The organism is Mycobacterium syngnathidarum, assembly GCF_001942625.1.
Lineage (GTDB): Bacteria > Actinomycetota > Actinomycetes > Mycobacteriales > Mycobacteriaceae > Mycobacterium > Mycobacterium syngnathidarum.
Genome location: NZ_MLCL01000001.1, coordinates 88,916 through 115,436, shown reverse-complemented (window position 1 = coordinate 115,436; position 26,521 = coordinate 88,916). Strand labels below are relative to the sequence as shown.

Here is a 26,521-nt window from a genome sequence, read left to right as displayed (position 1 = left end):
ACATGGGTGAGTTCACGTAATTTGCCACTGCGCCCGGCCTCCGGGATTGGGAACGGATCGCGTTGTCCGACCGTTCGTCGCAACGTCTGTGTGTTCGGCGTGGCCGAATGCAGCCACGTGGTTGTCGATCCGCGGAGTCGGCCGTCGAGGGGTCGGTCGTCAACGCGGTCGGGGGATGGACGCTGAGGACGTACTCAGCGCGCCGAGCACCAGGCGGAGCACCTTCACCGCGCCCGATTTGTCCAATGGATCATTGCCGTTGCCGCACTTCGGTGACTGCACACACGAGGGGCAGCCCTGTGGGCAGTCGCACGCCTCGATCGCATCGGCTGTCGCGCCCCACCAGGTACTGAGATTGCGGAATCCGCGGTCGGCGAAGCCGGCACCACCCGGATATCCGTCGTAGACGAAGATCGACGGTAAACCGTCCACCGGGCCGACGGCCGTAGACACCCCGCCGATGTCGCCGCGGTCGCAGCTGGCCACCAGCGGCAACAGCCCGATCGACGCGTGTTCGGCGGCATGCAGGCTCCCCGGCACCGAAAGTGGGTCAATACCGCTGTCCTGTAAGGCTTCCGGAGTGATCGTGCACATCACGGCCATGGTGTCCAGGGTGCTCGGCGGCATGTCCAGTTCCACGAAATCGATCACCTCACCGTCGAGGCGGCGGCGCAGGTAGCCGACCACGGTGTTGGTGACCGTCACCGGAACCAGGCCGACGGTGACCGGACCGAACGTGGCGCGCTCGCCGGGACCGGTGACCGATATGTCGGTGAGCTCCCTGGCGAATGTGCTGTAGCCGGGGTCCGCGGCGTACACGAACGCGACACCGTCCTCGAACGACAACGAGTCGACCAGATATGTCTCGCCCTGGTGCAGGTACACCGCACCGGGGTGCAGCGAGGCTGCCGCCCGGCCGGCGCCGGTGCTTCCCAGCATCCGTCCGGTGTCGACTTCCAGGATCGCGATCTGGCCGCCGCTGGAGCCGCGGATGTCGACCGCGGGATGCGGATCCACCCCGGGGGCGGGGAAGTAGCCGCCCGGACGTTTGCGCAACAATCCGTCGTCGACGAGGGTGGCGGCCACCGACTCGGCGTCCCACAGCCGCACCTCGGCCTCGGTGAGCGGCAGCTCTGCTGCGGCACAAAGCAATTGCGGGCCGAGCACGTGCGGATTCGTCGGGTCGATCACCACCCGCTCGATCGGCTTGTCCAACAACGCCGCCGGGTGGTGCACCAGGTAGGTGTCCAGCGGATCGTCCCGGGCGATCAACACGATCAGCGCACCCTGCCCGCGCCGGCCAGACCGGCCCGCCTGCTGCCAGAACGAGGTGACGGTGCCGGGAAACCCGGCCAGCACCACCGCATCCAGCCCGGCGATGTCGATGCCGAGTTCGAGCGCATTGGTGGTGGCCAGCCCGCGCAGCTGTCCGTCGGTCAGGGCGTGTTCCAGCTCGCGGCGGTCCTCGGCAAGATAGCCGGCTCGGTAGGAGGCCACCTGGTGGGCGATTTCGGGTGCGGTGTCCTCCAGCCGGGCTCGGGTCCCCAGCGCGGTCAGTTCTGCGCCGCGCCGGGACCGGACGAACGTCAAAGTGCGTGCGCCCTCGGTCATCAGGTCGGCCATCACCCGGGCCGCTTCGGAACCGGCCGAACGGCGCACCGGCGCCCCGTTCTCCCCGGTGAGATCCTCCAGCAGCGCCGGCTCCCACAGCGCGATGGTCCGCGCCCCCTGCGGGGAGCCGTCTTCGGTCACCTCGGCCACGGTCTGCCCGATCAACTCGGCCGCGGTCTCGGCCGGCGATGCCGTGGTGGCACTGGCGAAGATCACCGTCGGCGTGGACGGGTCAGCGCCGTCGGCCGAATATCTTGCACACAGCCGCAGCAGCCGGCGCAGCACCATCGCCACGTTGGAACCGAAAATGCCGCGGTAGTAATGGCATTCGTCGACCACGATGTACCGCAGGTGGCGCAGGAACACCGCCCAGCGGGCATGGTTGCGCAGCAGCGACAGATGGATCATGTCGGGGTTGGAGAAGATCCAGCGGGAGCGCTCCCTGGCGAACCGGCGCACCTCGGTGGCGCTGTCACCGTCGTACGGTGCGGGTGCCACATCGCGCAGCGCGGCCACGGTCTCGGTCAGATTCTGTGCCGTGCGCAACTGGTCGTGGCCAAGCGCTTTCGTCGGCGACAGGTAGAGCACCCGGGCCTGCCGGTCCTCGGCCAACGCCGACAGGATGGGTAGTTGGTAGGCCAGAGACTTGCCCGAGGCGGTTCCGGTGGAGACGACCACGTGGCGTCCGTCGTGGGCCAGCTCGGCGGCGGCCAGTTGATGTGACCACGGTGCGGTGATTCCGCGGTCGGTCAACGCCTGAACGACCTCCGGATGGGCCCATTGTGGCCACTGTTGCGGTTTGCCGTGTCGCGGAGGGATATCCGCAACATGGCGTAGCGGATCTTCGCCGGCCGGGGTGCCCTCGACAGCGCAAGCGAGCAGCTCACGGCCGAAATCTGACCCCTGATCCAGCACTGTTTGTCCTCCTGCGATCTACCCCGCCGACGTCGGCCCGGATTTATAAACGAATTGTTCACCACGCGCCGCACGCCAAGACTGTCGCAGTCGACCCGAACATGGTTGACTGATCACGGTCGCAGCTTCTGTGTTTGTACTCGCACTCGCAGGATCGTCGTTGCGATCGCGGTTCCTGCGAGGGTTGTAGGTCGGGTCAGTTCCGGGCGACTCCACGAAGGATGGCGGTCGGAACGGGCCCGGTACATCGGAAGTCGGTGGACCGCACCCGGTTGAAAGAGAAGGAAAGAACAAAAGATGCCACAGGGAACTGTGAAGTGGTTCAACGCGGAGAAGGGCTTCGGCTTCATTGCTCCGGAGGACGGCTCTGCCGACGTGTTTGTCCACTACACGGAAATTCAGGGCAGCGGATTCCGCACCCTGGAGGAGAACCAGAAGGTTGAGTTCGAGGTCGGCCAGAGCCCCAAGGGGCCGCAGGCCACGGGTGTACGGGCCATCTGAGCCAAGCAAACCCAACGGGACACCCCCGCGTGAGTCCACATCGGACACCGCGGGGGTGTTCTCGTTTTTGCGGCTCGAGCTGGCCTAGTGTCGATTTGTGAGCCAGCTGTCCTTCTTCTCGGCTGAGTCGGTGCCGCCCGCGGTGGCCGACCTGACCGGGGTTCTCGCCGGCCCGGGGCAGGTGGTGCTGGCGAGCGTCGGCGGCCGGCAAGCGGCCCGGATTTCGGTAGTCGTCGACGAGCTCTGGCGCGCCCACGGCCTGGCCGAGATGATCAGCGATGCCGGGCTGGTACCAGAAATCTCCCGGACCGACGAGGACAACCCGCTGGTGCGAACCGCACTGGATCCGCAGTTGATGCTGATCGCACGGGCGTGGACCAGGGGCGCGGTCAAAACAGTCCCGGCCGACTGGCTACCCGGTTCCCGCGAGCTGCGGGCCTGGACGCTGGCCGCCGGCACGTTCGAGGCGGACGACCGCTATCTGCTCGGATTGGACCCGCACGCGCCTGACACCCACGCGGCGCTGGCCGAGGCGATGATGCGGGTGGGGATTGCGCCGACATTGATCGGGACCAGAGGCTCGCATCCCGCGCTGCGGATCAGTGGGCGCCGACGCCTATCGCGCCTGGTGGAGAACGTCGGGGAGCCGCCTGGGGATGCCGCGGCGGTGGCGCACTGGCCTCGTATTTAATGATGCACACGCGGAGAGCCGGTTTGCGTAGGCTCGCGCGTAATGCGAAATTGTCAGTTGCCGGGCTTGGCGCGGCGACTAAAGAAGTGGAGCGTAGGCACAGTTGGCTGGCGATAGCGGCAGCGGTAGCAAGGGCAATGTCCGGCGACTCGTGATTGTGGAGTCGCCGACGAAAGCGCGCAAGATTGCCGGCTACCTGGGCTCCGATTATGTGGTGGAATCTTCCCGCGGGCACATTCGTGACCTGCCGCGCAATGCCGCTGACGTGCCCGCGAAGTACAAATCCGAGCCGTGGGCGCGCCTCGGGGTCAACGTCGACGACAACTTCGAACCGCTCTACATCGTCAGCCCTGACAAGAAGAGCACCGTCACCGAACTCAAAGACCTGCTCAAAGGTGTCGACGAGCTCTATCTCGCGACGGACGGTGACCGCGAGGGTGAGGCGATCGCCTGGCATCTGCTGGAGACCCTGAAGCCGAAGGTGCCGGTGCGGCGGATGGTGTTCCACGAGATCACCGAGCCGGCCATCCGGGCCGCCGCAGAAAACCCGCGTGACCTGGACATCGCTCTGGTCGACGCGCAGGAAACCCGCCGCATCCTCGACAGGCTCTACGGCTACGAGGTGTCGCCGGTGCTGTGGAAGAAGGTGGCACCGAAGCTGTCGGCGGGCCGGGTGCAGTCGGTGGCCACGCGCATCATCGTGCAGCGCGAGCGGGAGCGCATGGCGTTCCGCAGCGCCGGCTACTGGGATGTCAGCGCCGAGCTGGACGCATCGGTGTCCGATCCGCAGGCCACTCCGCCGCGGTTCACCGCCAAGCTCAACACCGTCGACGGCCGCCGGGTCGCCGCCGGTCGTGATTTCGACTCGCTGGGGCAGCTGAAGAAGCCCGACGAGGTGCTGGTGCTCGACGAGGCCAGTGCCGGAGCGCTGGCTGCCGGGCTGCGCGGCGCCCAGTTGGCCGTCAGCTCCGTCGAGCAGAAGCCGTACACGCGCCGCCCCTACGCGCCCTTCATGACGTCGACGCTGCAGCAGGAGGCCGCTCGCAAGCTGCGGTTCTCCTCGGAGCGCACCATGAGCATCGCGCAGCGGCTGTACGAGAACGGCTACATCACCTACATGCGTACCGACTCGACGACGCTGTCGGAGTCGGCGATCAACGCCGCGCGTAACCAGGCGCGGCAGCTCTACGGCGACGAGTACGTGCATCCGTCGCCGCGGCAGTACACCCGCAAGGTCAAGAACGCCCAGGAGGCGCACGAGGCGATTCGCCCCTCTGGTGACGTGTTCCAGACCCCGGGCCAGCTGCATGCCCAGCTCGACACCGACGAGTTCCGGCTCTACGAGCTGATCTGGCAGCGCACCGTGGCCTCACAGATGGCCGACGCCCGCGGCACGACGCTCTCGTTGCGGATCGCCGGAGCCGCTGCCGGTGGCGAGCAGGTTGTGTTCAACGCGTCCGGCCGCACGATCACCTTCCCCGGCTTCCTCAAGGCCTACGTCGAGAGCATCGACGAGCTGGCCGGCGGTGAGTCCGACGATGCCGAGAGCCGGCTGCCGAACCTGACCCAGGGGCAGCGCGTCGACGCCGCCGACCTGACCGCCGACGGCCACCAGACCAGCCCGCCGGCCCGCTACACCGAGGCCTCGCTGATCAAGGCCCTCGAAGAGCTGGGTATCGGCCGCCCCTCGACGTACAGCTCGATCATCAAGACCATCCAGGACCGCGGCTATGTGGCCAAGAAGGGCAGCGCACTGGTGCCGTCCTGGGTTGCCTTCGCCGTCGTCGGCCTGCTGGAGCAGCATTTCGGCCGGCTGGTCGACTACGACTTCACCGCGGCCATGGAGGACGAACTCGACGAGATCGCCACGGGTCAGGAGCAGCGCACCAACTGGCTGTCGAACTTCTACTTCGGTGGTGAGCACGGTGTCGAGGGCTCGATCGCCCGTTCCGGTGGGCTCAAGCATCTCGTGGGTGGCAACCTCGAAGGCATCGACGCACGAGAAGTCAACTCCATCAAGCTTTTCGACGATGACGAGGGTCGCGCGATCGTGGTTCGGGTGGGCCGCAACGGGCCGTACCTGGAGCGCATGATCATTGATCCTGAAGCTCCGGACGGCGCCTTGAAGCCGCAGCGCGCCAACCTCAAGGATGCTCTGACACCCGATGAGCTGACCCTTGAGCTGGCTGAAAAGGCTTTCGCCACACCGCAAGAGGGACGGGTGCTCGGTGTCGACCCGGCAACCGGACACGAAATCGTCGCCAAGGACGGGCGATTCGGCCCCTACGTCACCGAGATCCTCCCGGCGCCTGAGGAGGGCCCCGACGACGGCACAGCGGGGACTCCGGCCAAGAAGGGCAAGAAGCCGACCGGGCCCAAGCCGCGCACCGGATCGCTTTTGCGCACAATGGATCTGGAGACGGTGACGCTCGACGACGCGCTCAAGCTGCTGTCGTTGCCCCGGGTGGTGGGGGTGGACCCGTCGAACAACGAGGAGATCACCGCACAGAACGGGCGCTACGGCCCATATCTCAAGCGCGGCACCGACTCTCGCTCACTGGCCACCGAGGAACAGATGTTCACCATCACCCTCGATGAGGCGCTGAAGATCTACGCCGAGCCGAAACGCCGTGGGCGCCAGGCCGCTGCGGCCCCGCCGCTGCGTGAGCTGGGCACCGACCCGGCCTCGGGCAAGCCGATGGTGATCAAGGACGGTCGATTCGGCCCGTACGTCACCGACGGTGAGACCAACGCCAGCCTGCGTAAGGGCGACGACGTGCAGTCGATCACCGACGAGCGGGCTTCGGAACTGCTGGCCGATCGCCGGGCCCGCGGGCCGGCGAAGAAGGCCGCCAAGAAGGCACCTGCGAAAAAGGCTGCCGCCAAAAAGACCGCAGCCAAGAAGGCCCCGGCGAAGAAGGCTGCCGCCAAGAAGGCGTGAGCCCGCTAGCTGGAGACGTCGCTTTCGGTTTCGCGTTCCAGATCACGCGGCAGCACCAGGTTCATCGGGCGGGCCAACTGAGTGGGCACGGTGCGTCCGCGTAGTTCGACGATCTCGCCGACGTCCCAGCTCAGCGCCTCGGCGTCGAGTGCGCCGCTCACCGCGATGGCGGAGGCCAGCACATGGCCTTCCTCGAGTTTGGCCAGCTCGGTCAGGCGGGCGGCCTCGTTCACCGGGTCACCGATCACGGTGTATTCGAAGCGGGCCTGAGCGCCGATGTGCCCGGCGATCGCACGCCCGGCTGAGACACCGATACCGAACTCGATATCGCTGCCCAGCACGCTGAGCAGCTCATCGTGCAGCTCGCGGGACGCGGCCAGCGCGCCACCGGAGGCGTCGGGATGCTCGATGGGGGCACCGAAGATGGCCAGCGCCGCGTCGCCCTGGAACTTGTTGACGAACCCGCCGTGACGGTTGACGGTGTCGACGATGACGCGGAAGAACTCGTTGAGCAGGTTCACCACGTCGCCGGCCGGGATCGTCGATGCCAGGTGTGTCGAACCGACCAGGTCCACGAACAGCACCGCCACGTCGCGTTCCTGTCCGCCCAGCTCGGTGCCGCGCTCCAAGGCGCGACGGGCCACGTCCTCGCCGACGTAGCGGCCGAACAGGTCACGAAGGCGTTGCCGCTCGGCCAGCTCGCGCACCATGTCGTTGAAGCCGGCCTGCAACAGACCGAGCTCGCTGGCGTCGTAGATCTGCATGTGGGCGTTGTAGTTGCCGCGCTGCACCTCGCCCAGCGCCCAGCGCAGCTGGCGCAGCGGGTCGGCGATCGACATCGCGACCAGCACCGTGCTGGACAATCCGATCACCAATGCGGCGATGGCGAGCAGCAGCAGCGGCGTGATCAGCCGGTCCGCCGATGCGGTGAGGATCGAAAACTTGCTGGCCACCAGGGCCAGCACGATGGCCAGGACCGGAACACCCGTCGACAGCACCCAGGTGAGCACCTGGCGCAGGATCACCCCGGGGGCGCGGAAGTTCTCCGGCACCCCGCCGCGCAGTGCGGCCACCGCGACCGGCCGCAGCACCCGCTCGGACTGCAGGTAGCCGATGATCGCGGTGGCGGTCGCGCCCAGTGCGGTGGCGACCAGGACAACGGGCGCGGACTTACTGGCCACCGGCCAGCTGGCCACGATGAACACGATCGAGCCGAGGAACCAGTTGGTGACGCTGATCAGGGTGCGGTAGAAGGGCATCTTCAGCGCGCGCACGCGGGCCAACTCGGTGATGGCCGGGTCCGACTTGGACAGCAGGGTGTCGCGGCGCTGCCAGCGGATCACCGGGATGAGCAGCCGCAGCGCCAGGTAGGCGCCGATGGTGAACGAGATGAACAGGTAGCCCAGGAAGATCGCCAGGTTGAACACCGGCAGGTCCTGGAGCTGGATGCGGTCCTCGGGCGGCAGGCCGAAGCGCAGGAAGCCCAGCACGAACAACGCGCCGATGATGTCGGCCTGCAGCATGCCCAGCGTGAACACCGGCCACGGGGTGCGCGCCACCCATCGCGCGAATGCACCGATTCGCGCGATGGGGATGGGCTCCGTGGTCACCCGTTCACCGTATCGGGCCGCGGGGACGTTCAGCGCCTGCTGTGACGTGGTTGTGTCGGCTTGACCACTACTGTTGGGGACGATGAGCGGGGTGTTTTCGCGGCTGGTGGGTCAGCATGCGGTGGAACAGGAGCTGGTGGCGGCCGCATTGGCGGCCCGGGGTGATTCGCCACACAGTGGTACCACCGTCGGGACCATGACGCATGCCTGGCTGGTCACCGGTCCGCCGGGCTCCGGGCGTTCGGTGGCGGCGCTGTGTTTCGCGGCGGCCCTGCAGTGCACGTCAGGGGGGACACCGGGGTGCGGTGAATGCCGCGCGTGTACGACGACGATGGCCGGTACCCATGCCGATGTACGCCGCATCGTGCCCGAGGGCCTGTCGATCGCGGTCAAGGAGATGCGCGAGATCGTTCAGATCGCGTCTCGGCGGCCCGGGACCGGGCGTTGGCAGGTGGTGGTGATCGAGGACGCCGACCGGCTCACCGAAGGCGCCGCGAATGCCCTGCTCAAGGTGGTGGAGGAACCGCCGGCCTCGACGGTGTTCCTGCTGTGCGCGCCGTCGGTGGATCCCGAGGACATCGCCATCACCCTGCGCTCGCGCTGCCGGCACATCGCGTTGACCACGCCGTCGGTGGATGCGATCGCCGACGTGCTGATTTCCGGCGACGGGCTGCCCGCCGACGAGGCCCGCTGGGCAGCGTCCGTCAGCGGCGGCCATGTGGGCCGGGCCCGACGACTGGCCACCGACCCTGAGGCCCGGGAGCGCCGTAAACGCGCGTTGGGGCTGGCCCGGGATGCCGCGACACCAGCGCGGGCCTTTGCGGCCGCCGAGGAGATGGTCGCGGTCGCCGAGGCCGAAGCGCTGGCCTTGACCGCCGGACGCAACGAGACCGAGACCGAGGAACTCAAGACCGCGCTGGGGGCCGGTGGCACCGGGAAAGGCACCGCGGCCACCACCCGCGGGACCGCCGGCGCGCTCAAAGAGCTGGAGCGGCGGCAGAAGTCCCGTCAGACCCGGGCCTCACGTGACGCGCTGGACCGGGCGCTGATCGACCTGGCCACCTATTTCCGTGATGCGCTTTTGGTGTCATCCGGAGCGTCGTCGGTGACCGCGAATCACCCGGACATGGCCGAGAAAGTGCAGGCCATGGCCGACCACGTGCCGCCGGACCGGCTGTTGCGCTGCATCGAGGCAGTGCTGGAATGCCGTGAAGCGCTGGCCATCAACGTCAAACCGAAGTTCGCGGTCGACGCCATGGTGGCCACCGTCGGGCAGGCGCTGCGAGGGTGACTTTGGAGGCTCGGGCACGGCTGTCGTAGACTCGTGCCGCCCGGTTCGCCGAGCGTGCCACCTTAGCTCAGTCGGTAGAGCAATTCACTCGTAATGAATAGGTCAGGAGTTCGATTCTCCTAGGTGGCTCTCTTTTTTGGCGTACGTCTGTGCCCGCTACGCCAGCAGGCCGACGGCAAGAGTCATGCCGACGAACAGCACCAGCTGATACGCGCTGTTGATCACGGTGAGCTGAGCCGGCTTCAACTCGAACGCGTTGTGCTGTGCCAGCGTGGACAGCGACAACCCGAGCCAGGCCGCAACTCCGACGGCCACCGCGAGCCAGAGCGAATCACTGCCGAAGAATGCGAACGTGATCGAGCAGGTGACGGCGAGCGCGAGCGCCGTGACGACCAGTGACGCCAGCAGAATTGCGAAGGGGCGCTTGCCGACTCGCTCCGAGTCAGCCTTGGTCACCCCGGTCAATTTCCGCCAGGCGCTGCCGGCCAGGCCCCAGTCGCTGTACCAGACGAACGCTATCGCCATTCCGACTGCGGTTGCGACGACCACTGCCAACCAATCGATGCTCAATTCCATGCGGATCGCTCTCCTTGTTCGGCATTCACGAGGTAAGTTGATAAAATCAAGTATGGTTGAAAATATCAATCAACGCGGCAAGAATCCCCGTTCCTACGGGCAGTTCTGTGCTCTCGCTCGGTCGCTCGACGTTGTGGGCGACCGTTGGACGCTCCTGATCGTGCGAGAACTCCTTCCTGGGCCGATGCGCTACGGCGAGTTGAAGACCTCGCTCGCCGGGATTGCCACCAACCTCCTGGCGGACCGGCTTCGCACCATGGAGGCGAACGGTGTCGTCGAACGGCGCCTTGACGACACCGGGGTCGTTTACGGACTCACGCCTTGGGGGGCAGCCCTCCGTGAGCCGATGGAAGCTCTGGGACGGTGGGGCGTTCCACTGCTGGAGTCGGGGCGCGGCGACGACGCGTTCCGGCCTCGCTGGCTCACGCTCGCTCTGCCTGCGCTGCTTCGCGGTGTCACGGCCGCACCGGCCGTCGAGCTCGGGATCGAGACCGACGGCTTCCTCATGACCTTGCGCATCGATGAAGACGGCCCGAGCGCGTATGTCCCAATGGAGCGGCCCGGCACGGTCCTGACCGCCTCGCCCGATGGCGTCGTCGCACTCGCAGTCGGAGCGATCACCGTGGACCAAGTGCTCGCCGACGGCGCCTTCCATGGGGACGTGAAAATCCTGCGTTCGGCGTTCCCGCCGGGCCGTTAGGCTCACCGCTATGGCGCGGATCGTGGTGGGCGCGGCCCTCGTGGCAGCGGTTTCGCTGACATCCCCGGCGGCGGCGGCCGACCCGGGGCACATCCCGGATCTGAGCGGCTACACCGCCGTCGATGTCCACGACTACAACACGTACTACAACTACCCGACGACGAACGGCGCGCAGTTCGTCACTCCGGGCGGGTACCGATGCCGGATCACCTATACCGGCCGTGCCAATCCGCCCATGAAGCAAGCCTTTTGCTGGGGTGAGCTGCCCGGTACTTCAAGCAACTCGGTCAACGTATTCGCGGCCATGGACCTCGATCCGGCGACCTTTTCCACCGTCGATCTCGCGGCCATGGAGAAGTACACGGACTACAAAGAGCCGCGGGACCGCACGGTCGACCCCGCCGATTACAAGTTGCTTTCCGCCGGCAGCAAGCTCGACCACCCCGATACTGGGACGTGCGCGGTCACCGAAGTGAGCACAGTGTGCGTGATCGGTGACCACGGCTTCGAGCTCTCGGCGAAGGGCAGCCGCGTCTTCTAGCTAGTCCTTGCTCAGCGCTTCACGCGCCACGTTGCGGGCGGTGTTCGCGGCAGGGAATCCCGCATACCCGCTGGCGTGGTAGATCACCTCGGCGATCTCGTCCTCGGTGAGGCCGTTTCGGAGGCCGATCCTGACGTGCGACTCGAACTCATCGGTGGCCCGCAGGGCGATCAGAATGCCCATGGTCACCAGGCTGCGATCACGTCGGCTCAGCCCGTCACGGCTCCACAACCGGCCGAAGACATTGTCGACGCCGATGGCCATCAGCTCGTCGCCGAATCTTCCGTCGGGTTCGACAACATTCGACGGCAGGTGCGGCACCATCTCTTGCAGGACCCGTAGACCTTGTTCACGTACGTCGTCAGTCATGCCTGCCAGCTTGGCATGAGGTTCGGGCCTACTCCCCGGTGGCGGTGATGACGATGATCGGTGCGTCCTCAGCCAGGAATGCCTTGGATTTGATCTTGGAGCTGGTGAATGCCGCATCGAGTTGATCACTGGCAAGGAAGCCGCCTTGCGGCAGCGAATCGTGCAACGACTCCCAGACCCCGGGCCGGTTGGTAGTCGGAATCGGACGGTACCTCGTCTTCAGATCCTCGGCGACGGACGGAGTCAGCTCGACGATGCTGTCGATCCAGTATAGGGACGGCCCAGGTACTTCGGGATCGCCCATGTCTCCGCTGACCCACGATGCGGCGACAGGCGACCCGAGCGCGGGGAACCGTTTGGTCAGCGGCTCCAGCTCATGTCGGACTGGATTGGACGTGGTCTTGGCGGCGGGAGCGGTCACGGTTCTCTCCATCTGTTGCCCATTGTTTGAACTGGCGGCACATGCTGAAAGCGCGAAGACGGCGGCCAATGTCAGCGGCAGGGCCACAGCGCTTATCCTTCTCATCCCAACAGAATTCGTCACGGCAGTGTCACTCCTCCGGTGTTGCGATTGTTGTCGGGCGGCCGTACGCCGCCTGGACTGCCTCTGCCGTCCACACGGTCCTCACGGCCGGGATTAAACTGTGGCTGGCCTCCCTGATCAGCGCTTGGCGCACTGCCCAATTCCCAGGTGATGGTTCGGGTGACTTCCCCGTGGGAGTCGAATGGCTTGGCCCATCCCAGTTCGGTGAACCTACCGTTTTCGTTGTCAGATGCTCCGGTGCCGATGTCCGCCTGGCCTCGATTGAAGTTGTAGTGGTCTTCGGCGTGCACCGTGACTGTCATCGTGACTTTGTTGCCGTCAACCTTGACGTCCGCGCTGCTCCACTGTTGGTATCCACCAACGGCTTTTTGCCAGTTTTCTGTGGTGGGGTAGTTCGTCGTCGGATTCGGATCGCCGGTCATCGAGAACGATGTGTTGCCTGCCCGGATCAACTCCTCGGCTCCGCGCTGCGCTCGGCTGATCTGATCGTCGACGTTGGCGCGGATGCCCGGATCCTCGCGGTAGGCCTCCTCGTAGTCGAATTCGATTGGCTTACCGTCGTTATCCCAATAATGCCGGTACATTTGGGTTGCGTCATCGAGGTCCCCACGCAGCAATCTGCCGCCTGCGAGCTTTGCCTCCCATTCGGCCCGCTTCAGGTAATCATGTAGACCGGGCTCTGCGGAGTTGTACTCGAAGTCCTCGTCCCAACTGATATCGGGTTTCGTAGGGGGGCCGATAACAAACTCCGGTCCGCCGGGCTCTCCCGGTCCAGACCCTGGCTCGCCCGGCTTGTCATTGGGTTTCTTCTCATCCTCGGGCTTGTCCTGCGGTGAGTTGTCCTCCCCGTCCCGCGCGAACTTTTGATTTGTCAGACCCTCGTACTCGTTCTTTATCCCACTGACGCGCAGGCCGATCTTGAGCATGTCCCCATTGGCGGTGCTGACGGTGTTGTTGACCTGCGTGATGCCTTCTTTGGCTATCGGGATCAGGCTTTTCTCGCGGGCTTGGGCGCTGAGTGAGCTGGGCAGGGAGTTGACCGCGCTATCCACCCAGGACTTCGTGTTGTCGAGTTGCGTGCGTCCGTTGGTGACGATGTTGGCCGCGTTCGTGATCTCGGCAGACATCTTCTTGTCGAGTTCAGCAAGCTTGCCGTACACCGCGGCATGTTGTTGGTTGGCTGCGGCGTAAGCCTCGGCGCCCTTGCCTTGCCAGCCATCATGCTGGGCGGCCGATTCGACCATGCCCTTCATCTTCAGCAACTGGGAGCTGCCGTCATGTTGGCTGCCGTCGGTAGGTGTGCCGACTCCGAAGGTTTCCCGCGCTTTGTTCCACGTCGAATAGAAGCCATCCAGCGCGCTCACAGAACGTCCCCCTCGGCAGGATCCCGATAGTCAACGCTCAGTATCTCAGCACTTGAACTACCTCGGTGCCAGGAATCCCACAGGCCCGGGGGAAATGCACACCGACAGTGCGGCGGTGTTGGCCTGCACGGAGATCGACTGCCCGGCTCCGGGCAGTCGGACGAAGACGCGGTTGAGGCCGGGCCGTACCGGCACTTTCACCTCGGGGCCTTCGGCCAGGGCCATGGTCAACGAACCGTCGCTGTTGGCCAGGTAGTTGATCTCTGCGGTCCAGTCGGCCGGCAGGAGTGGCCCGTCCAGTGGCATCACGGAGGGTTCGTCGGGCTGCACCAGGAATCCGCATTGGGGTGCGGGACCCTCGACGATGGTGCGCACCCAAGTCACCTTGGCGTCGACCAATTTCCCGGACCGGTCGAACATGCGCAGATCGGTTGTCGCCGAGGCGAACTCGGGGCGCGGTGACGCCAGCGCGAACATATGGCTGGCCAGGTTCTCCGGGGCGGCCACGCGTTGCAGGATCAGCGGGTCGACCTCTTGATCCAGCAGGGGAGCGGCTGCAGACGTAGACGCCAGTGACGCGCGGGCGTTGTTCAGATAGGCCGGCACGGGATTGTCTTGCCACACCTTGAGGAAGGTGAAGGTCGAGTACAGGCTGCTTGCCACGAAAAGCGCTGCTGCGCTGACACATACAACCGACCGCGTGGGGGATGCGGAAAAACGCGAACTTCGGTTGGGTGCACAGAACCCGACCGCCGCCAGTAGCGCCAGCACCACCACCAGGTCCGGTAGATAGCGCAGCGTCTGTGCCAACTCCAATGCGGTGAACCGCGACGAGCGCATCAGGTAGATGGGGATCTGGCAGGCCACCGCGTAGCCCAACGCCACGACCAGCACCGGCCAGATGCGAGTCTTGCGCACCAGCACCACCGCCACGGCGACAGCAAGCACCACCCAGCCCAGCACCATCACGGAGATGGGAGGCGTGGCCCACGGTGAGGCCGGCGCCCAGCGCTGCCAGGACCACGGACCGCCGACGATGCCCGGCACGATGCCGTGAGTGAACGAGCGGCTCAGCAGGTCCCAGGTCATCGACACGTCGAAGCTCCACCGCTTCTGATCCACGACCAGCAGGTACACGCCGATCCAGGCCACCAACAGCGCCAGAGACCCCACCCACAGATGAAGACCCCGTCGCCACACGTCGCGCACGGAAAAAGTCCCCGTCACGTACCCCAGGAGAGTCACCACCGCGAACGCCACGAACGGGATCACCGCGGCCTTCTCGAAGAACAGCAGCCCGCCCAGAAAGACGAGCACACCAACAACCGCGTGCCGCGATGACCCGGTCCGCACCAGCAACACGGCCTCACCAACCACCCAAGCCAGGGCTGCTTGCATCGGCAGTGTGTTCAGCCCCGCCGCCCACCAGGCGAACCCGGGTAGAGCCAGGGGGGTGAACAACGCGAAGGTCAGCGGGATCAACAAGACCGGGCGCCAGCCGAGGATCACCCACAAGGCCCGCAGCAAGGCAAGCGAGGCCAGTAGCTGCATCACCACCAGGCTCACGGCAGCCAGCACCCAGGAGAACGGGGCAAGTCGGGTCACCGCGCCAGATACCAAGAACGCCGCGGGCATGACGTGACCGTCGTGGTCGTCGAACAGGAAGGACGGCGACAGCAGATTCTGCGTTCCGGCCCGGCCGATCAGGATCAGATCGTCCCAGTAGAAATAGCCGCCGAATGCGAGTATCGCCCGGATCGCCAGGTGCAGCGCGATGAGCGCGGCGGCAATGCGGGCGATCTTGTTCACTCTTGCCGACTGTACGGACCCAGCGGCGGGCAACCCGCCGTCGGTATGGTGAGGCAGTGCGAACACTGGTGACAGGAGCGGCAGGTTTCATCGGATCGACGCTGGTCGATCGGCTGCTGGCAGACGGGCACAGCGTTGTCGGGCTCGACGACCTGAGCTCGGGACGGGCAGAGAACCTCAGTAGCGCCGAGAACAGCAAGGACTTCGAGTTCGTCAAGGCCGACATCGTCGACGCGGATCTGCTGGGCCTGTTCAAGGACACCCAGCCGGAGGTGATCTTCCACCTGGCCGCCCAGATCTCGGTGAAGCGTTCGGTCGATGATCCGCAGCTGGACTCCACGGTGAACGTGGTGGGCGTGGTCCGGTTGGCCGAGGCGGCTCGTCAGGCCGGTGTCCGCAAGGTGGTGCACACATCTTCGGGCGGTTCGGTGTACGGCACCCCGCCGACCTACCCGACGAGTGAGGACGTCCCGACGAATCCGGCGTCGCCGTATGCGGCGAGCAAGGTGGCCGGCGAGGTCTACTTCAACATGTTCCGCAATCTGTACAACCTGGATTGCTCGCACATCGCACCGGCGAACGTCTACGGGCCGCGCCAGGATCCGCACGGCGAGGCCGGTGTGGTGGCGATCTTCGCCCAGGCGCTGCTGGCCGGGCGGCCCACCAAGATCTTCGGTGACGGCACCGACACCCGTGACTACGTGTACGTCGATGACGTGGTCGACGCCTTCGTGAAGGCGTCCGGGACAGCCGGCGGGGGCCAGCGATTCAACGTCGGCACCGGAGTGGAGACCTCGACCCGCGAAATGCACACCGCAATCGCGCTGGCCGTCGGTGCGGCCGATGAGCCGGAGATGCACCCCGCGCGGCTGGGTGACCTGCGTCGTTCCCAGCTCGACATCAGCCGGGCCCGAGACGTGCTGGGTTGGCGGCCACAGGTGGACCTGGCCGCGGGCATTCCCCAGACGGTCGAATTCTTCCGGGGTAATTCGCACTAAAAGATTGTGAGTACTCACTTTCTGCTCTAGCGTTGCGTCATGTCCTACGACGTCATCGTTCGCAACGGCTTGTGGTTCGACGGCACCGGCGCCCCGCCGCAGGTCCGTACCCTGGGGATTCGCGACGGGGTGGTGGTCGCGGTATCCCCCACCCCGCTTGACGAGACCGACTGCCCGGATGTCATCGACGCCGGCGGCAAGTGGGTGCTGCCGGGTTTCGTCGACGTGCACACGCACTACGACGCCGAGGTATTGCTGGATCCGGGTCTGCGGGAATCGGTGCGTCACGGCGTGACCACCGTGCTGCTCGGCATGTGCTCGTTGTCGACGGTCTACTCCGACACCGAGGACGCAGCCGATCTGTTCAGTCGCGTCGAGGCGGTTCCGCGTCAGTTCGTGCTGGGCGCCCTGGAACAACACAAGACCTGGTCGGGTCCGGCCGAGTATGTGAAGGTCATCGACGACCTGCCGTTGGGGCCGAATGTCGCCTCGCTGCTGGGGCATTCGGACTTGCGGGCTTCGGTGCTGGGCTTGGACCGGGCCACCACACGCGGGGTCACCCCGACCGACGCCGAGCTGGAAACCATGGCGGCCAAGCTCGATGAGGCCCTCGATGCCGGGATGCTCGGCCTGTCCGGGATGGACGCGGCGATCGACAAACTCGACGGGGACCGCTTCCGGTCCCGTGCCCTGCCGTCGACGTTCGCGACCTGGCGTGAGCGCCGACGTCTGATCAAGGTGCTGCGCAAGCGCGGCCGGATGCTGCAGAGTGCGCCCAGCACCGCCAAAGCCTATGAGGCACTGAACTTCTTCCTGGAGAGCAGTGGCCTGTTCGGCCGGCGCAAGGGCGTTCGGATGAGTCTGCTGGTCTCGGCCGACGCCAAGTCTGCGCCCGGCGCGGTGCACGTGCTGGGGCCGGGTGTCCGGTTGCTCAACCGGATCCTGGGCGCCAAGGTGCGCTTCCAGCACCTGCCGGTGCCGTTCGAATTGTATTCGGACGGAATCGATCTGCCGGTGTTCGAGGAATTCGGTGCGGGCACCGCAGCCCTGCACCTCAAAGACCAGTTCGAGCGCAACAAGCTGCTCGCCGACCCAGAGTACCGCCGCCGGTTCCGTAAGTCCTTCGACCGGCGCGTTCTCGGACCGACGCTGTGGCACCGTGACTTCCACGACGCCACGATCGTCGAATGTCCCGACAAGACGTTGATCGGCAAGAGCTTCGGGCAGATCGCCGACGAGCGCGGTATCCACCCGCTCGACGCCTTCCTCGACGTGCTCGTCGACAACGGCGAGAGAAATGTGCGATGGACGACCATCGTTGCCAACAACCGGCCCAGGTACCTCGACCGGCTGGCCAAGGATCCTTCAGTGCACATGGGCTTCTCGGATGCCGGTGCGCACTTGCGCAACATGGCGTTCTACAACTACCCGGTGAAGCTGCTCAAGCGGGTGCGCGACGCGCAGCTGACGGGCCGGCCGTTCATGACCACCGAGCACGCCGTGCACCGTCTCACCGGCGAGGTGGCCGATTGGTTCGGCGTTTCCGCCGGAACCCTGCGGCAAGGCGATCGGGCCGACTTCGTTGTGATCGACCCGGCCGGCCTCAACGACACCGTGGAGGCCTACCACGAAGAGTCGGTGCCGTTCTACGGCGGGCTGAGCCGCATGGTGAACCGCAGCGACGAGGCCGTGGTCGCCACCGCCGTCAACGGTTCAGTGGTCTTCCGCAACGGCCAATTCCGTGACGGCTACGGTGAATCGGTGAAATCGGGGCGCTACCTGCGGGCCGGTGCTGAGAAGCTGGCCCACACGCCGGTCTGAGATGGCCAGGACTCAACAGCAGCGCCGCGCGGAAACCGTCGCACGCTTACTCGATGCCGCGATCGACACCATCATCGAGGTCGGCTACGCCAAGGCCTCGGCGGCAGTGATCGCCAAACGGGCAAGGGTTTCCGACGGCGCGCTGTTCCGGCATTTCCCGACGATGAGCGACTTCATGGCTGCCACAGCCCACGAGGTGGCACGCCGTCAGCTGGAGTTGGGCAGCAAGCTGGTCGCGGAGATCCCTGCCGAGCAGCCACCGCTACCGGCGGTGCTGACGATCCTGCGTGACATCGCGGGCAGTGAAACCAACACCGTGTGGCACGAGCTGATGATGGCGGCCCGCACCGACGAGAAGCTGCGGGGTCCATTGCAGACTGTGCTCGCCGAATACATCGACAACATCTACGAAACGGCCAAGAGCGCGCCGGGGGCGGACCAGATTCCCGAGGATGTGTTCGCCGTGCTGCTGACCATCGTGATCAACACGTTTGACGGCGCGGCGATGGTGCGACGCGTGCTGCCCCTGCCAGAACTCGAGGACGCCCGGATCGCCATGCTGGCGGGGCTGCTCAGCCGTTAGGTGGTCCCCTCGACCGGATTGTCCTGACCGGGGACCCGCACGTTCTGCAGTGCTACGGCTCGGGCCAGCCGGGCGTAGCGCAGCTCAATGTCCTTGAGGCGCAAGTAAGTCGACAGGGTCACGAACACGAACGCGATGATGAGCACATACTCCATCAGGTCCGTACCGCGATCCACCCCAAGCCAATTGGCCACCACGGTGGTGTCGTCGGGACGCAGGATCGCATAGATGCCTGCCGCCACGAACAACACGAAGCCGACCTTGACCCATGCCTTGGACCGTGCACTGCGGCGTGACCCCAGCAGGTAGGCCAGCAGCACCAGCACCGAGATGATCAGCAGCGCCTGAATCCAGTTCATCGGGACAGCCTCCTGCGTAACAACCCGTCGAAGACGATGTTCACCCCGTTGAGCAGCGGTTGCCCTTTTGACTTCGAATAGTCGGTGTAGAGGATCTCGACCGGCTCCTCGACCACACGCCAACGGCTTTCGTACGCCAGGTCGATGAACTCACCGGCGTGGCTCATGCCGTTCATGGTGAGGTCCAGCTGGTCGGCCACCGTCTTGTTGAACACCCGCAGGCCGTTGTGCGCGTCGGTGAGTCCGAGAGCCCGGCTCTGCGGGCTCAGAAACGCCGCGGCGCGCAGGATGATCCGCTTCAGCGGCGGGGTGTGCGTCACCGCGTGTGCGTCGCGGCTGGCGAACCTGGTGCCCACCACAAGATCGGCGCCGTCGGCGTCGAGGCGGTCGATCATCCGCACCACGTCCTTGACCTGATGCTGACCGTCGGCATCGAAGGTGGCGAAGACGCGGGCCCCGGGGCGGCTACGCGCATACTCGACGCCGGTCTGGATCGCCGCACCTTGACCGAGATTCACCGGGTGCGGGACGACGCGTGCGCCGGCCTGCAACGCCAGCTCGGCGGTAGCGTCGCGGCTGCCGTCGTCGACGCAGATCACGTTCGGAAAAACCGAGCGCACGTCGGAGATGACGTCGCCGATGATGCTCGCCTCGTTGAAGGCGGGGACGATGATCCAAACGTCCTGAAAGCGCATGTCGATGGGCACTAAACTACACGGTCATCGCAGGGCCAGTTTGGCCAGAGCCACCAGGTGAACTGCGATTCCCACCAGCGGTCCGCACAGCAGTGCGATGATGGTGCGCTCCTCCAAACCCATCGGCAGCAACAGCAGCGCCACCGCGGCCACCGTCGCGATGATCCAGCCCAGCGCGTAGGCCCGGTGCTGGGCCGCTGCGACAGTCGCAGCGCCGGTCAGCGTGAGCATCGCAATGGCGACGGCCGCAGCGGTCAGCCAGGCCAGCAGGGCGCCACCGGCCCGGTACTCCTCGCCGAACCCCACCCGCAGCAGCCAGGGGCCGAGCCACCCGGCCGCGGCTACGCCGACGGCGCCCAGCCCGGCCACTGCGGCGGCCGGCGCCAGCAGTGCCCGCAACCGTCTGTCGCGCTGATCGACGAAATGCGCGATCAGATTGCCCTGCATCGCGGTGAGCGGAACCAGCAGCGGGGCACGGGTCAGCGTCACGGCCAGGATCACCACACCGCCGGCCGCGCCCAGATCGCCCGAGGTGGCCTTGAGCAGCACCGGGAAACCCATCACCAGAACGGCGCTGGCCCCGGCCGCGGCGATCGAGTGGGCAGCCCCCCGCAGGAACGTCGAGGGACTGCCCGCGCTCAGCAGTCCGGCAGCCATGCGCGCAGCCGGTGCGGCGATCAGCATGATCAGCCAGGCCACCGCACCGGCCACGGTGGCCCACAGGAACCCGGCCAGACCCCAGCCGATGACGAACGTCGCGGCGGCGACAGCCACCCGGATACCGGCATCGGTGACCATCAGTGCCCCGTACTCGGTCCACCGATTCACGCCGGCGAGCATGCCGAGCAGCGTGGCGTGCAGACAGAATCCGGCCAGGCCCACGCTGAGCAGGATCACGCTCAAGGCGCGGGACTCGGCGAACACGTGCGCGCTCCACAGCGGCGAGGTGGCCGCGATCACCACGGCGGCGGCGACGCCGACGAGCCCCGCGATCCGCATCGGGTGCGTGGTGGGCCGGCCGGTGAGGTCGACGTGTCGAGACGACCGCACCTCACGGGTGGCCTCTTGCAGCAGACCGTTGGCGGCCCCGGTCACCAGGCCGAATGCCCCCCAGAACACGCTGAACACCGAGAACCCGGCGGGTTCGAGGTCGCGGGCGGCCAGGTACAGCACGGCATAGCCGCACAGCGCGCTGATCGCGGTCGCCAGGCCGACGCGGGCGACGCTGCTGCGCGTGATGGGTCCTGTCGCGGGGGCGCCGCCGCCGGCGTCGGTCACAGCTCCGGCAACTCTTTGGAATACAGCCAGGCCTGCCACAGCGGTTGCAGCGGTTCCTCGGTGTAGCCGGCGGCCAGTCCGGTGAAATCGCCGGTGAAGGCCGTGCTGTGACGGTAGCGGGCCGTCCAATCCCTCAGTAGCGCAAAGAAACTCCTGTCACCGATCCGATTGCGTAACGCGTGCAGGGTCAGGGCGCCGCGCTTGTACACCCGGTCGTCGAACATGTCCTGCGGTCCCGGATCGGACAGCAGAAGATACTGGGGCTTGTCGCGCAGGCGCGTGTGGTAGTGCTCTGCCCACTCCGCGGCGCTGCGGCCGCCGCTGTGTTCGGACCACAGCCATTCGGCATAGCAGGCGAATCCCTCGTGCAGCCAGATGTCGCGCCAGCGCCGCGCGGTCACCGAGTTGCCGAACCATTGGTGGGCCAATTCGTGAGCGATGAGCCGTTCGGCGCTGCGATGCCCGTCGCAGTGGTTGGCCCCGAAGATCGAGATGCCTTGGGCCTCCAGCGGTATCTCGAGATCGTCATCGGTGACCACCACGGTGTAGCCGGTGGCCAACGGATACGGTCCGAACAACTTGATGAACAGCTTCATCATCTGCGGCTGGTGCTCGAAGTCATGGTCGAAATTGCGTCGCAACCGGGCGGGCAACACCGCGTGCATCGCTACCGGTGTCTTGGTCAGCCGCTGACTCTCGTACTGGCCGATCTGCAGGGTGATCAGATAGCTCGACGTCGGCTCGGACTGCTCGTAGGTCCACACGGTGTGTCCGGCGCGGGCTTTGCGAGAGATCAACTCACCGTTGGCCAGCGCGTAGTACGGGCTGTCGGTGCTGATCTGGATCCGGTAGCTGGCCTTGGAGCTGGGATGGTCGTCGCACGGGAACCACGAGGCCGCTCCGTTGGGCTGACCGGCCACCAGCGCCCCATTGGTCAGTTCTTCGAAACCGACATCTCCCCAATAGGATTCGATCGGACGCGGGGTTCCGCTGTAGCGGACGACGATGGTCATCGCGGCGCCGGCCGGCAATGCCGAGGGCAGGGTGACCGACAGCTTTCCACCCGAACATCGGTACTGGGCCGGACGGCGGCCGTTCACCGAGACCCGCGACACCGTCAGGGCGTCGGACAAGTCGAGGGTGAAGTTGCGCAGCGCCGCCAAGGTCACCGCGGTGATCGTGGCTGTCCCGGCCAGCCGGTTGATCGCCACCTTGTACTCGAGGTCGAGTTCGTAGCGCGACACCCGATACCCGAAGTTGCCGTTGCGCGGCAGGTACGGGTCGATGGCGGGTGGGGAGACCAACTTCTTTGCGGCTTTCTTCGATCGCGTCACGCGGCAGGGTCTTCTGTCTTCTTGGTGGCGCTGGCGGACTTTTCGGGGGACTTCTCGGACGCGCGCTTCTTGCCGAGCATGTTCCACGGCGCGATCGGGTTGCCCTGCCAGCGTGTCGACGGCGGTACTTCGTCGCCGCGCATCACCAGCGAGCCGGGGCCGACGGTGGCGCCGGTGCCCAGCCGGGCCGCGGGCAGCGCCACGCAGTGCGGGCCCAGCGTCGAACCTTCTTCGAGCACAACGCTGTCCAACCGCATGATGCGGTCGTGGAACAGGTGCGTCTGTACGACACAGCCGCGGTTGACGGTGGCGGCGGCGCCCAGTGTCACCAGATCGGCTTCGGGCAGCCAGTAGGTTTCGCACCACACGCCGCGGCCGATCGAAGCGCCCAGCCCGCGCAGCCACAGGTTCATCACCGGTGTGCCGCTGGCGGCCCGGGCGAACCACGGGGCGGCGACGGTTTCGACGAAGGTGTCCGACACTTCGTTGCGCCAGACGAACGACGACCACAGCGGGTGTTCCACCGCACGAATCCTGCCGACCACCAACCACTTCGCGATCACCGCGATGGTGCCGGCCACCAGTCCGGCGATCAGCAGCACCACGCCTCCGGACAGCACGGCCCACAGGAAGCCGAACCGGATCGTCACGGCCTGCAGTGCCCCCAATACCGCGATGCCGATCGCGAAGGTGACGATCACCGGGATCAACCGGCAGGTCTCGACCGCCGAGCGCATGATCTTGAGCCGCAGCGACGGATGGAAGGTACGCAACGCGTCGGCGGCGGTGGCGTTGCGGCGCAACCGAACCGGTGGGCTGCCCAGCCACGACGAGCCGGCCTTGGCCTTGTGCGGCGTGGCCGACAGCACGGCCACCAGGCCGTCGTTGGGAACCTTGCGGCCGGGCTGGGTGATGCCGGAGTTGCCGAGGAAGGCACGCTTGCCGATGGTGGCCTTGGCGACGTGGATCCAGCCGCCGCCCAGTTCGTAGGACGCCACCATGGTGTCGTCGGCCAGGAACGCGCCGTCCTGGACCTCGGTGAACTTCGGGGTGAACAGCGCTGTCGAGATCTCGGTGTCTTTACCGACTTTCGCTCCGAGAAGCCGCAGCCACCATGGGGTGAGCAAGCTGGCATAGATCGGGAACAGGTAGTTGCGGGCGGCGTCCATCAGGCGTTCGGTGGTCCACAATTGCCAACCCACCCGGCTGCGGACCGGGTGGTAGCCCTCCGACAGGCGCACGGACAGGACGCGCACGCCGATCACGGTCAGCGCGGCGTAGGTCAGCAGCGCCACCGCGGCAGCGGCCGGAGTCCACGCGAGCGCGGGCAACAACGCGTCGGCCGGGGTGGCGCTGCCGTGCACGCCCCAGACGATCACCGCGAGGCCGGCGGCCAGTGCCACCAGCGGCAGCCCGGCCAGCAACAGCGAGGACACGCCGTAGACGGCGACCCACAGCGGGGCGCGGGGCGGGCGGTGGTCGGGCCACGGGTGGCGGGCCTTGCCGGACTTCACGGCGGGAGAGCCCTTCCAGTACTGACCGTTCTTGACCTTGCCGGTCACGGCCGAGCCAGGTGCGACGTCGGCGTTCTTGCCGACGCTTGCGCCGGGGAGCAGGGTGGTGCGGGCGCCGATCGTGGCGTCGTTGCCGATGGTCACCGGCCCGACATGGAACAGGTCGCCGTCGATCCAGTGCCCGGTCAGATCCACCTCGGGTTCGACGGAGGCACGGTGGCCGATCTTGAGCATGCCGGTGACCGGCGGAGCCGAATGCATGTCGACGCCCTTGCCGACGCTGTTGCCCAGGGCGCGGGCGTAGTAGACCATCCACGGCGCCCCGGCCAGGTTCTCGGCGCCGCTGGCGGCGGCCAACCGCTCGGCGATCCAGACCCGCAGATGGACTAGGCCGCCGCGGCGGTAGGTGCCGGGTTCCAGCCCGGTCAGCAGCATCCGGGCGAACAACACCGCGATGCCCATGCGGCCCAGTGGCGTGACGAACAGCAGGAACCCGGCCAGCACCCACCACCAACTGAGCGGATGGGCCCAGGAAACGATCCCCGTCTGGGCGGCGACGTTGTTCAGCAGGGCCAGCCAGACCACCCACTGCATGCCGGTCAGGGTGGCCAACGGCAGCGACAACGCGACCTGTGCGGCCTGGGTGAGCAGCGGTGTCGGTTTGACCTCGCGGGATTGGATCTGCGGCGGTGGCTTGAGTTCGTCGAGGTAGCCGGCCAGCGAGCCGAGGCGGGGATGATCGTAAAGGTCGGCGACGGTCACCAGCGGGTAGCGCCGGCGCAGCGCGGCCACCAGTTGTGCAGCGGACAGCGAACCGCCGCCCAGCGCGATGAAATCGGCCTCCGGCCCGTCGACCGGTGTGCCGAGTACGTCGCGCCACAATCCGGCGAGCCAGCCCATGGTGCCGTCGAGTTGTGGTGCGTCCTGATCGGAGTCTCCGGGCGGGGGCCACGGCAGTGCATTGCGGTCCACCTTGCCCGACGTGCGGGTCGGGAGCTCGTCGAGCAGCACCAGCCGGGGTACCAGCGCGGCCGGCAGCGACTCCGACAACGCGGCCCGTGCCGCAGCCAGATCGAAGCCGGGATCCGTGCTTGCGATGTAGCCGACCAGCAGCGGGGTGCCGCTGGCTGTCTTGCGTACCGCGGCGGCGCCGCCGCTCACGCCGGGCAGGTGTACGAGCGCGTTGTCCACCTCGCCGAGCTCGATACGGCGCCCGCCGACTTTGACCTGATCGTCGGCCCGGCCCTGGAAATACAGGCCGTCCGCCTCCAGACGCACCAGGTCACCGCTGCGATAGGCGCGGTTCCAGCCCAGCGTCGGCATCGGGGCGTACTTCTCGGCGTCCTTTTCCGGATCGAGGTAGCGGGCCAGGCCCACCCCGCCGATCACGAGCTCGCCGACTTCGCCCAGGGAGACCGGCTGGCCGTCTTTGTCCACTACCGCCAGGTCCCAGCCGGCCAGCGGCAGGCCGATGCTGACCGGGCCGTCCCCGTCCAGCTGTGCGGCGCAGGCCACGACCGTCGCCTCGGTGGGGCCGTAGGTGTTCCACACCTCGCGGCCATCCACGGCCAGGCGCGCCGCCAGTTCAGGCGGGCACGCCTCGCCCCCGAAGATCAGCAGCCGCACCGCTTCGAGCGCCTCGGCCGGCCAGAGCGCGGCCAGCGTGGGCACGGTGGACACGACGGTGATGTCTCGGCTCACCAGCCAGGGGCCCAGGTCCATGCCGCTGCGTACCAGTGACCGTGGGGCGGGCACCAGGCAGGCGCCGTGCCGCCAGGCCAGCCACATCTCCTCGCACGACGCGTCGAAGGCCACCGAAAGCCCGGCCAGGACTCGGTCGCCTGGTCCAATCGGGTTGTCCTGCAAGAACATTCGTGCTTCAGCATCGACGAATGCCGCGGCGCTGCGATGGGTGACGGCCACCCCTTTCGGGGTGCCGGTCGAACCCGAGGTGAAGATGATCCACGCGTCGTCGCGCCCGAGCGGGGCGGCGGCGCGCCAGCCCCGCGACGAACCCGGCCCGCGGATGAGTCCTTGCTCGGTGATCACTCCGACCACATTGGCTTCGCCGAAAACCAGCTCGGCGCGCTCGTCGGGGTCGTCGGCGTCAACCGGGACGTAGGCTGCCCCGCAGGCCAGGACCGACAGGATCGCCACGTACAGCGCATAACTGCCCGAGGGCATCCGGATTCCGAGCTTGTCCCCGCGGCCGATACCGCGGGCGGCCAGCCACGCCACGCTGTCGGAGACGTCGGCGATCAGCTCGGAGTAGGTGAGCTGGACGGTGCCGTCGTCGAGGGCGGGGGCGTCGGGGAAACGCCTGGCGGTGTCGTTCAGGATGTCGACGAGGGTGCGCGGCTCGGGTGCCAGTGGGGATAACGCGTACTGCGGGGGGATCTCGTGCGGACTGGCGGGAGCTGTCACGAGTACAAACTACTAAGCCCCCGCCGGGACGGCTCGGTGGTCCGAGCGGCGT

21 protein-coding genes and 1 tRNA gene are annotated in these 26,521 nt (G+C 66.7%); 10 read left to right on the top strand and 12 right to left on the bottom strand.

Translation table 11 applies throughout. The features are described from left to right. Positions 1-159 precede the first annotated feature (159 nt). Entirely contained in the window at positions 160-2,526 is a 2,367-nt protein-coding gene (locus BKG60_RS00575) for a DEAD/DEAH box helicase (protein WP_070185940.1), read from the bottom strand. A 297-nt stretch (positions 2,527-2,823) separates the two neighbouring features. On the opposite strand from BKG60_RS00575, the gene BKG60_RS00570 reads away from it, so the two are divergent. From BKG60_RS00570 to topA, 3 genes are all read left to right on the top strand, one after another. Continuing rightward, positions 2,824-3,027 carry a cold-shock protein gene (locus tag BKG60_RS00570; RefSeq protein WP_003882601.1) on the top strand — a complete coding sequence of 68 codons (204 nt, stop codon included), beginning with the start codon at positions 2,824-2,826 and terminating at the stop codon, positions 3,025-3,027. Between the two features lie 97 nt (positions 3,028-3,124). Further along, positions 3,125-3,718, top strand: coding sequence for a hypothetical protein (locus tag BKG60_RS00565; RefSeq protein ID WP_070185939.1), 594 nt, complete (start codon positions 3,125-3,127; stop codon positions 3,716-3,718). Between the two features lie 103 nt (positions 3,719-3,821). After that, complete coding sequence (gene topA / locus BKG60_RS00560; RefSeq protein ID WP_070185938.1) at positions 3,822-6,659, top strand: type I DNA topoisomerase; 2,838 nt, start codon at positions 3,822-3,824, stop codon at positions 6,657-6,659. Between the two features lie 5 nt (positions 6,660-6,664). Here topA and BKG60_RS00555 read toward each other — a convergent pair whose 3' ends face one another. Further along, positions 6,665-8,302 (bottom strand): adenylate/guanylate cyclase domain-containing protein, encoded by a 1,638-nt coding sequence (locus tag BKG60_RS00555; protein ID WP_171054872.1) that lies wholly within the window; start codon positions 8,300-8,302, stop codon positions 6,665-6,667. A 49-nt stretch (positions 8,303-8,351) separates the two neighbouring features. Here BKG60_RS00555 and BKG60_RS00550 point away from each other — a divergent pair, with 49 nt between their 5' ends. Continuing rightward, positions 8,352-9,560, top strand: coding sequence for a DNA polymerase III subunit delta' (locus BKG60_RS00550; protein ID WP_070943835.1), 1,209 nt, complete (start codon positions 8,352-8,354; stop codon positions 9,558-9,560). 56 nt (positions 9,561-9,616) lie between these two features. Then, positions 9,617-9,689, top strand: a tRNA-Thr gene (locus BKG60_RS00545). Between the two features lie 27 nt (positions 9,690-9,716). Here the strand turns inward: BKG60_RS00545 and BKG60_RS00540 are convergent. After that, positions 9,717-10,136 carry a DUF1761 domain-containing protein gene (locus tag BKG60_RS00540; protein WP_083339185.1) on the bottom strand — a complete coding sequence of 140 codons (420 nt, stop codon included), beginning with the start codon at positions 10,134-10,136 and terminating at the stop codon, positions 9,717-9,719. Between the two features lie 52 nt (positions 10,137-10,188). Here BKG60_RS00540 and BKG60_RS00535 point away from each other — a divergent pair, with 52 nt between their 5' ends. Together BKG60_RS00535 and BKG60_RS00530 are read left to right on the top strand one after the other, a co-directional pair. Further along, complete coding sequence (locus tag BKG60_RS00535; protein WP_070943836.1) at positions 10,189-10,836, top strand: winged helix-turn-helix transcriptional regulator; 648 nt, start codon at positions 10,189-10,191, stop codon at positions 10,834-10,836. Between the two features lie 10 nt (positions 10,837-10,846). After that, a complete protein-coding gene (locus BKG60_RS00530) occupies positions 10,847-11,377 on the top strand; it encodes a hypothetical protein (protein ID WP_070943837.1) in 531 nt (176 codons plus the stop codon). Here the strand turns inward: BKG60_RS00530 and BKG60_RS00525 are convergent, their stop codons facing one another. The 4 genes from BKG60_RS00525 to BKG60_RS00510 all read right to left on the bottom strand — a co-directional run bounded on the left by BKG60_RS00525 (position 11,378) and on the right by BKG60_RS00510 (position 15,463). Next, the gene (locus BKG60_RS00525) at positions 11,378-11,746 is read right to left on the bottom strand and encodes a carboxymuconolactone decarboxylase family protein (RefSeq protein WP_070943838.1); all 369 of its coding nucleotides are present in this window, start codon (positions 11,744-11,746) and stop codon (positions 11,378-11,380) included. Between the two features lie 28 nt (positions 11,747-11,774). Then, positions 11,775-12,167, bottom strand: a complete 393-nt coding sequence (locus BKG60_RS00520; RefSeq protein ID WP_131823363.1) for a hypothetical protein — start codon at positions 12,165-12,167, stop codon at positions 11,775-11,777. 119 nt (positions 12,168-12,286) lie between these two features. Then, the gene (locus BKG60_RS00515) at positions 12,287-13,654 is read right to left on the bottom strand and encodes an EspA/EspE family type VII secretion system effector (protein ID WP_070943840.1); all 1,368 of its coding nucleotides are present in this window, start codon (positions 13,652-13,654) and stop codon (positions 12,287-12,289) included. A 57-nt stretch (positions 13,655-13,711) separates the two neighbouring features. After that, the gene (locus tag BKG60_RS00510; protein ID WP_070943841.1) at positions 13,712-15,463 is read right to left on the bottom strand and encodes a hypothetical protein; all 1,752 of its coding nucleotides are present in this window, start codon (positions 15,461-15,463) and stop codon (positions 13,712-13,714) included. Positions 15,464-15,519: 56 nt separating this feature from the next. On the opposite strand from BKG60_RS00510, the gene BKG60_RS00505 reads away from it, so the two are divergent. The 3 genes from BKG60_RS00505 to BKG60_RS00495 are packed head-to-tail and all read left to right on the top strand — an operon-like array spanning position 15,520 to position 18,865. Beyond that, entirely contained in the window at positions 15,520-16,461 is a 942-nt protein-coding gene (locus BKG60_RS00505) for a GDP-mannose 4,6-dehydratase (protein ID WP_070943842.1), read from the top strand. A 39-nt stretch (positions 16,462-16,500) separates the two neighbouring features. Beyond that, positions 16,501-18,282 (top strand): N-acyl-D-amino-acid deacylase family protein, encoded by a 1,782-nt coding sequence (locus tag BKG60_RS00500; protein WP_070943843.1) that lies wholly within the window; start codon positions 16,501-16,503, stop codon positions 18,280-18,282. Position 18,283: 1 nt separating this feature from the next. Continuing rightward, positions 18,284-18,865 (top strand): TetR/AcrR family transcriptional regulator, encoded by a 582-nt coding sequence (locus BKG60_RS00495; RefSeq protein WP_070185929.1) that lies wholly within the window; start codon positions 18,284-18,286, stop codon positions 18,863-18,865. Here BKG60_RS00495 and BKG60_RS00490 read toward each other — a convergent pair. From BKG60_RS00490 to BKG60_RS00470, 5 genes are read right to left on the bottom strand one after another with little or no spacing between them, the layout of a single operon-like run. Beyond that, complete coding sequence (locus BKG60_RS00490; RefSeq protein ID WP_070185928.1) at positions 18,862-19,224, bottom strand: DUF2304 domain-containing protein; 363 nt, start codon at positions 19,222-19,224, stop codon at positions 18,862-18,864. The two genes, BKG60_RS00495 and BKG60_RS00490, sit on opposite strands and share 4 nt — an antisense overlap. Then, the gene (locus BKG60_RS00485) at positions 19,221-19,919 is read right to left on the bottom strand and encodes a glycosyltransferase family 2 protein (protein ID WP_070185927.1); all 699 of its coding nucleotides are present in this window, start codon (positions 19,917-19,919) and stop codon (positions 19,221-19,223) included. Before BKG60_RS00485 ends, BKG60_RS00490 begins: the two co-directional genes overlap by 4 nt. Before the next feature lie 24 nt (positions 19,920-19,943). Continuing rightward, positions 19,944-21,197: a hypothetical protein gene (locus BKG60_RS00480; RefSeq protein WP_070943844.1), complete on the bottom strand. Its 1,254-nt coding sequence runs from the start codon at positions 21,195-21,197 to the stop codon at positions 19,944-19,946. Beyond that, on the bottom strand, positions 21,194-22,531 hold the full coding sequence (locus BKG60_RS00475) for a M1 family metallopeptidase (protein ID WP_070943845.1): 1,338 nt from the start codon (positions 22,529-22,531) through the stop codon (positions 21,194-21,196). Before BKG60_RS00475 ends, BKG60_RS00480 begins: the two co-directional genes overlap by 4 nt. Then, on the bottom strand, positions 22,528-26,469 hold the full coding sequence (locus BKG60_RS00470; protein ID WP_070943846.1) for a Pls/PosA family non-ribosomal peptide synthetase: 3,942 nt from the start codon (positions 26,467-26,469) through the stop codon (positions 22,528-22,530). Before BKG60_RS00470 ends, BKG60_RS00475 begins: the two co-directional genes overlap by 4 nt. Positions 26,470-26,521: the final 52 nt, after the last annotated feature.

Coding starts and splice junctions, on each gene's coding strand:
- BKG60_RS00500 (WP_070943843.1), top strand. CDS start 16,501: ATGTCCTACGACGTCATCGTTCGCAACGGCTTGTGGTTCGACGGCACC.
- BKG60_RS00530 (WP_070943837.1), top strand. CDS start 10,847: ATGGCGCGGATCGTGGTGGGCGCGGCCCTCGTGGCAGCGGTTTCGCTG.
- BKG60_RS00550 (WP_070943835.1), top strand. CDS start 8,352: ATGAGCGGGGTGTTTTCGCGGCTGGTGGGTCAGCATGCGGTGGAACAG.
- BKG60_RS00495 (WP_070185929.1), top strand. CDS start 18,284: ATGGCCAGGACTCAACAGCAGCGCCGCGCGGAAACCGTCGCACGCTTA.
- BKG60_RS00525 (WP_070943838.1), bottom strand. CDS start 11,746: ATGACTGACGACGTACGTGAACAAGGTCTACGGGTCCTGCAAGAGATG.
- BKG60_RS00485 (WP_070185927.1), bottom strand. CDS start 19,919: ATGCGCTTTCAGGACGTTTGGATCATCGTCCCCGCCTTCAACGAGGCG.
- BKG60_RS00535 (WP_070943836.1), top strand. CDS start 10,189: ATGGTTGAAAATATCAATCAACGCGGCAAGAATCCCCGTTCCTACGGG.
- BKG60_RS00490 (WP_070185928.1), bottom strand. CDS start 19,224: ATGAACTGGATTCAGGCGCTGCTGATCATCTCGGTGCTGGTGCTGCTG.
- BKG60_RS00570 (WP_003882601.1), top strand. CDS start 2,824: ATGCCACAGGGAACTGTGAAGTGGTTCAACGCGGAGAAGGGCTTCGGC.
- BKG60_RS00540 (WP_083339185.1), bottom strand. CDS start 10,136: ATGGAATTGAGCATCGATTGGTTGGCAGTGGTCGTCGCAACCGCAGTC.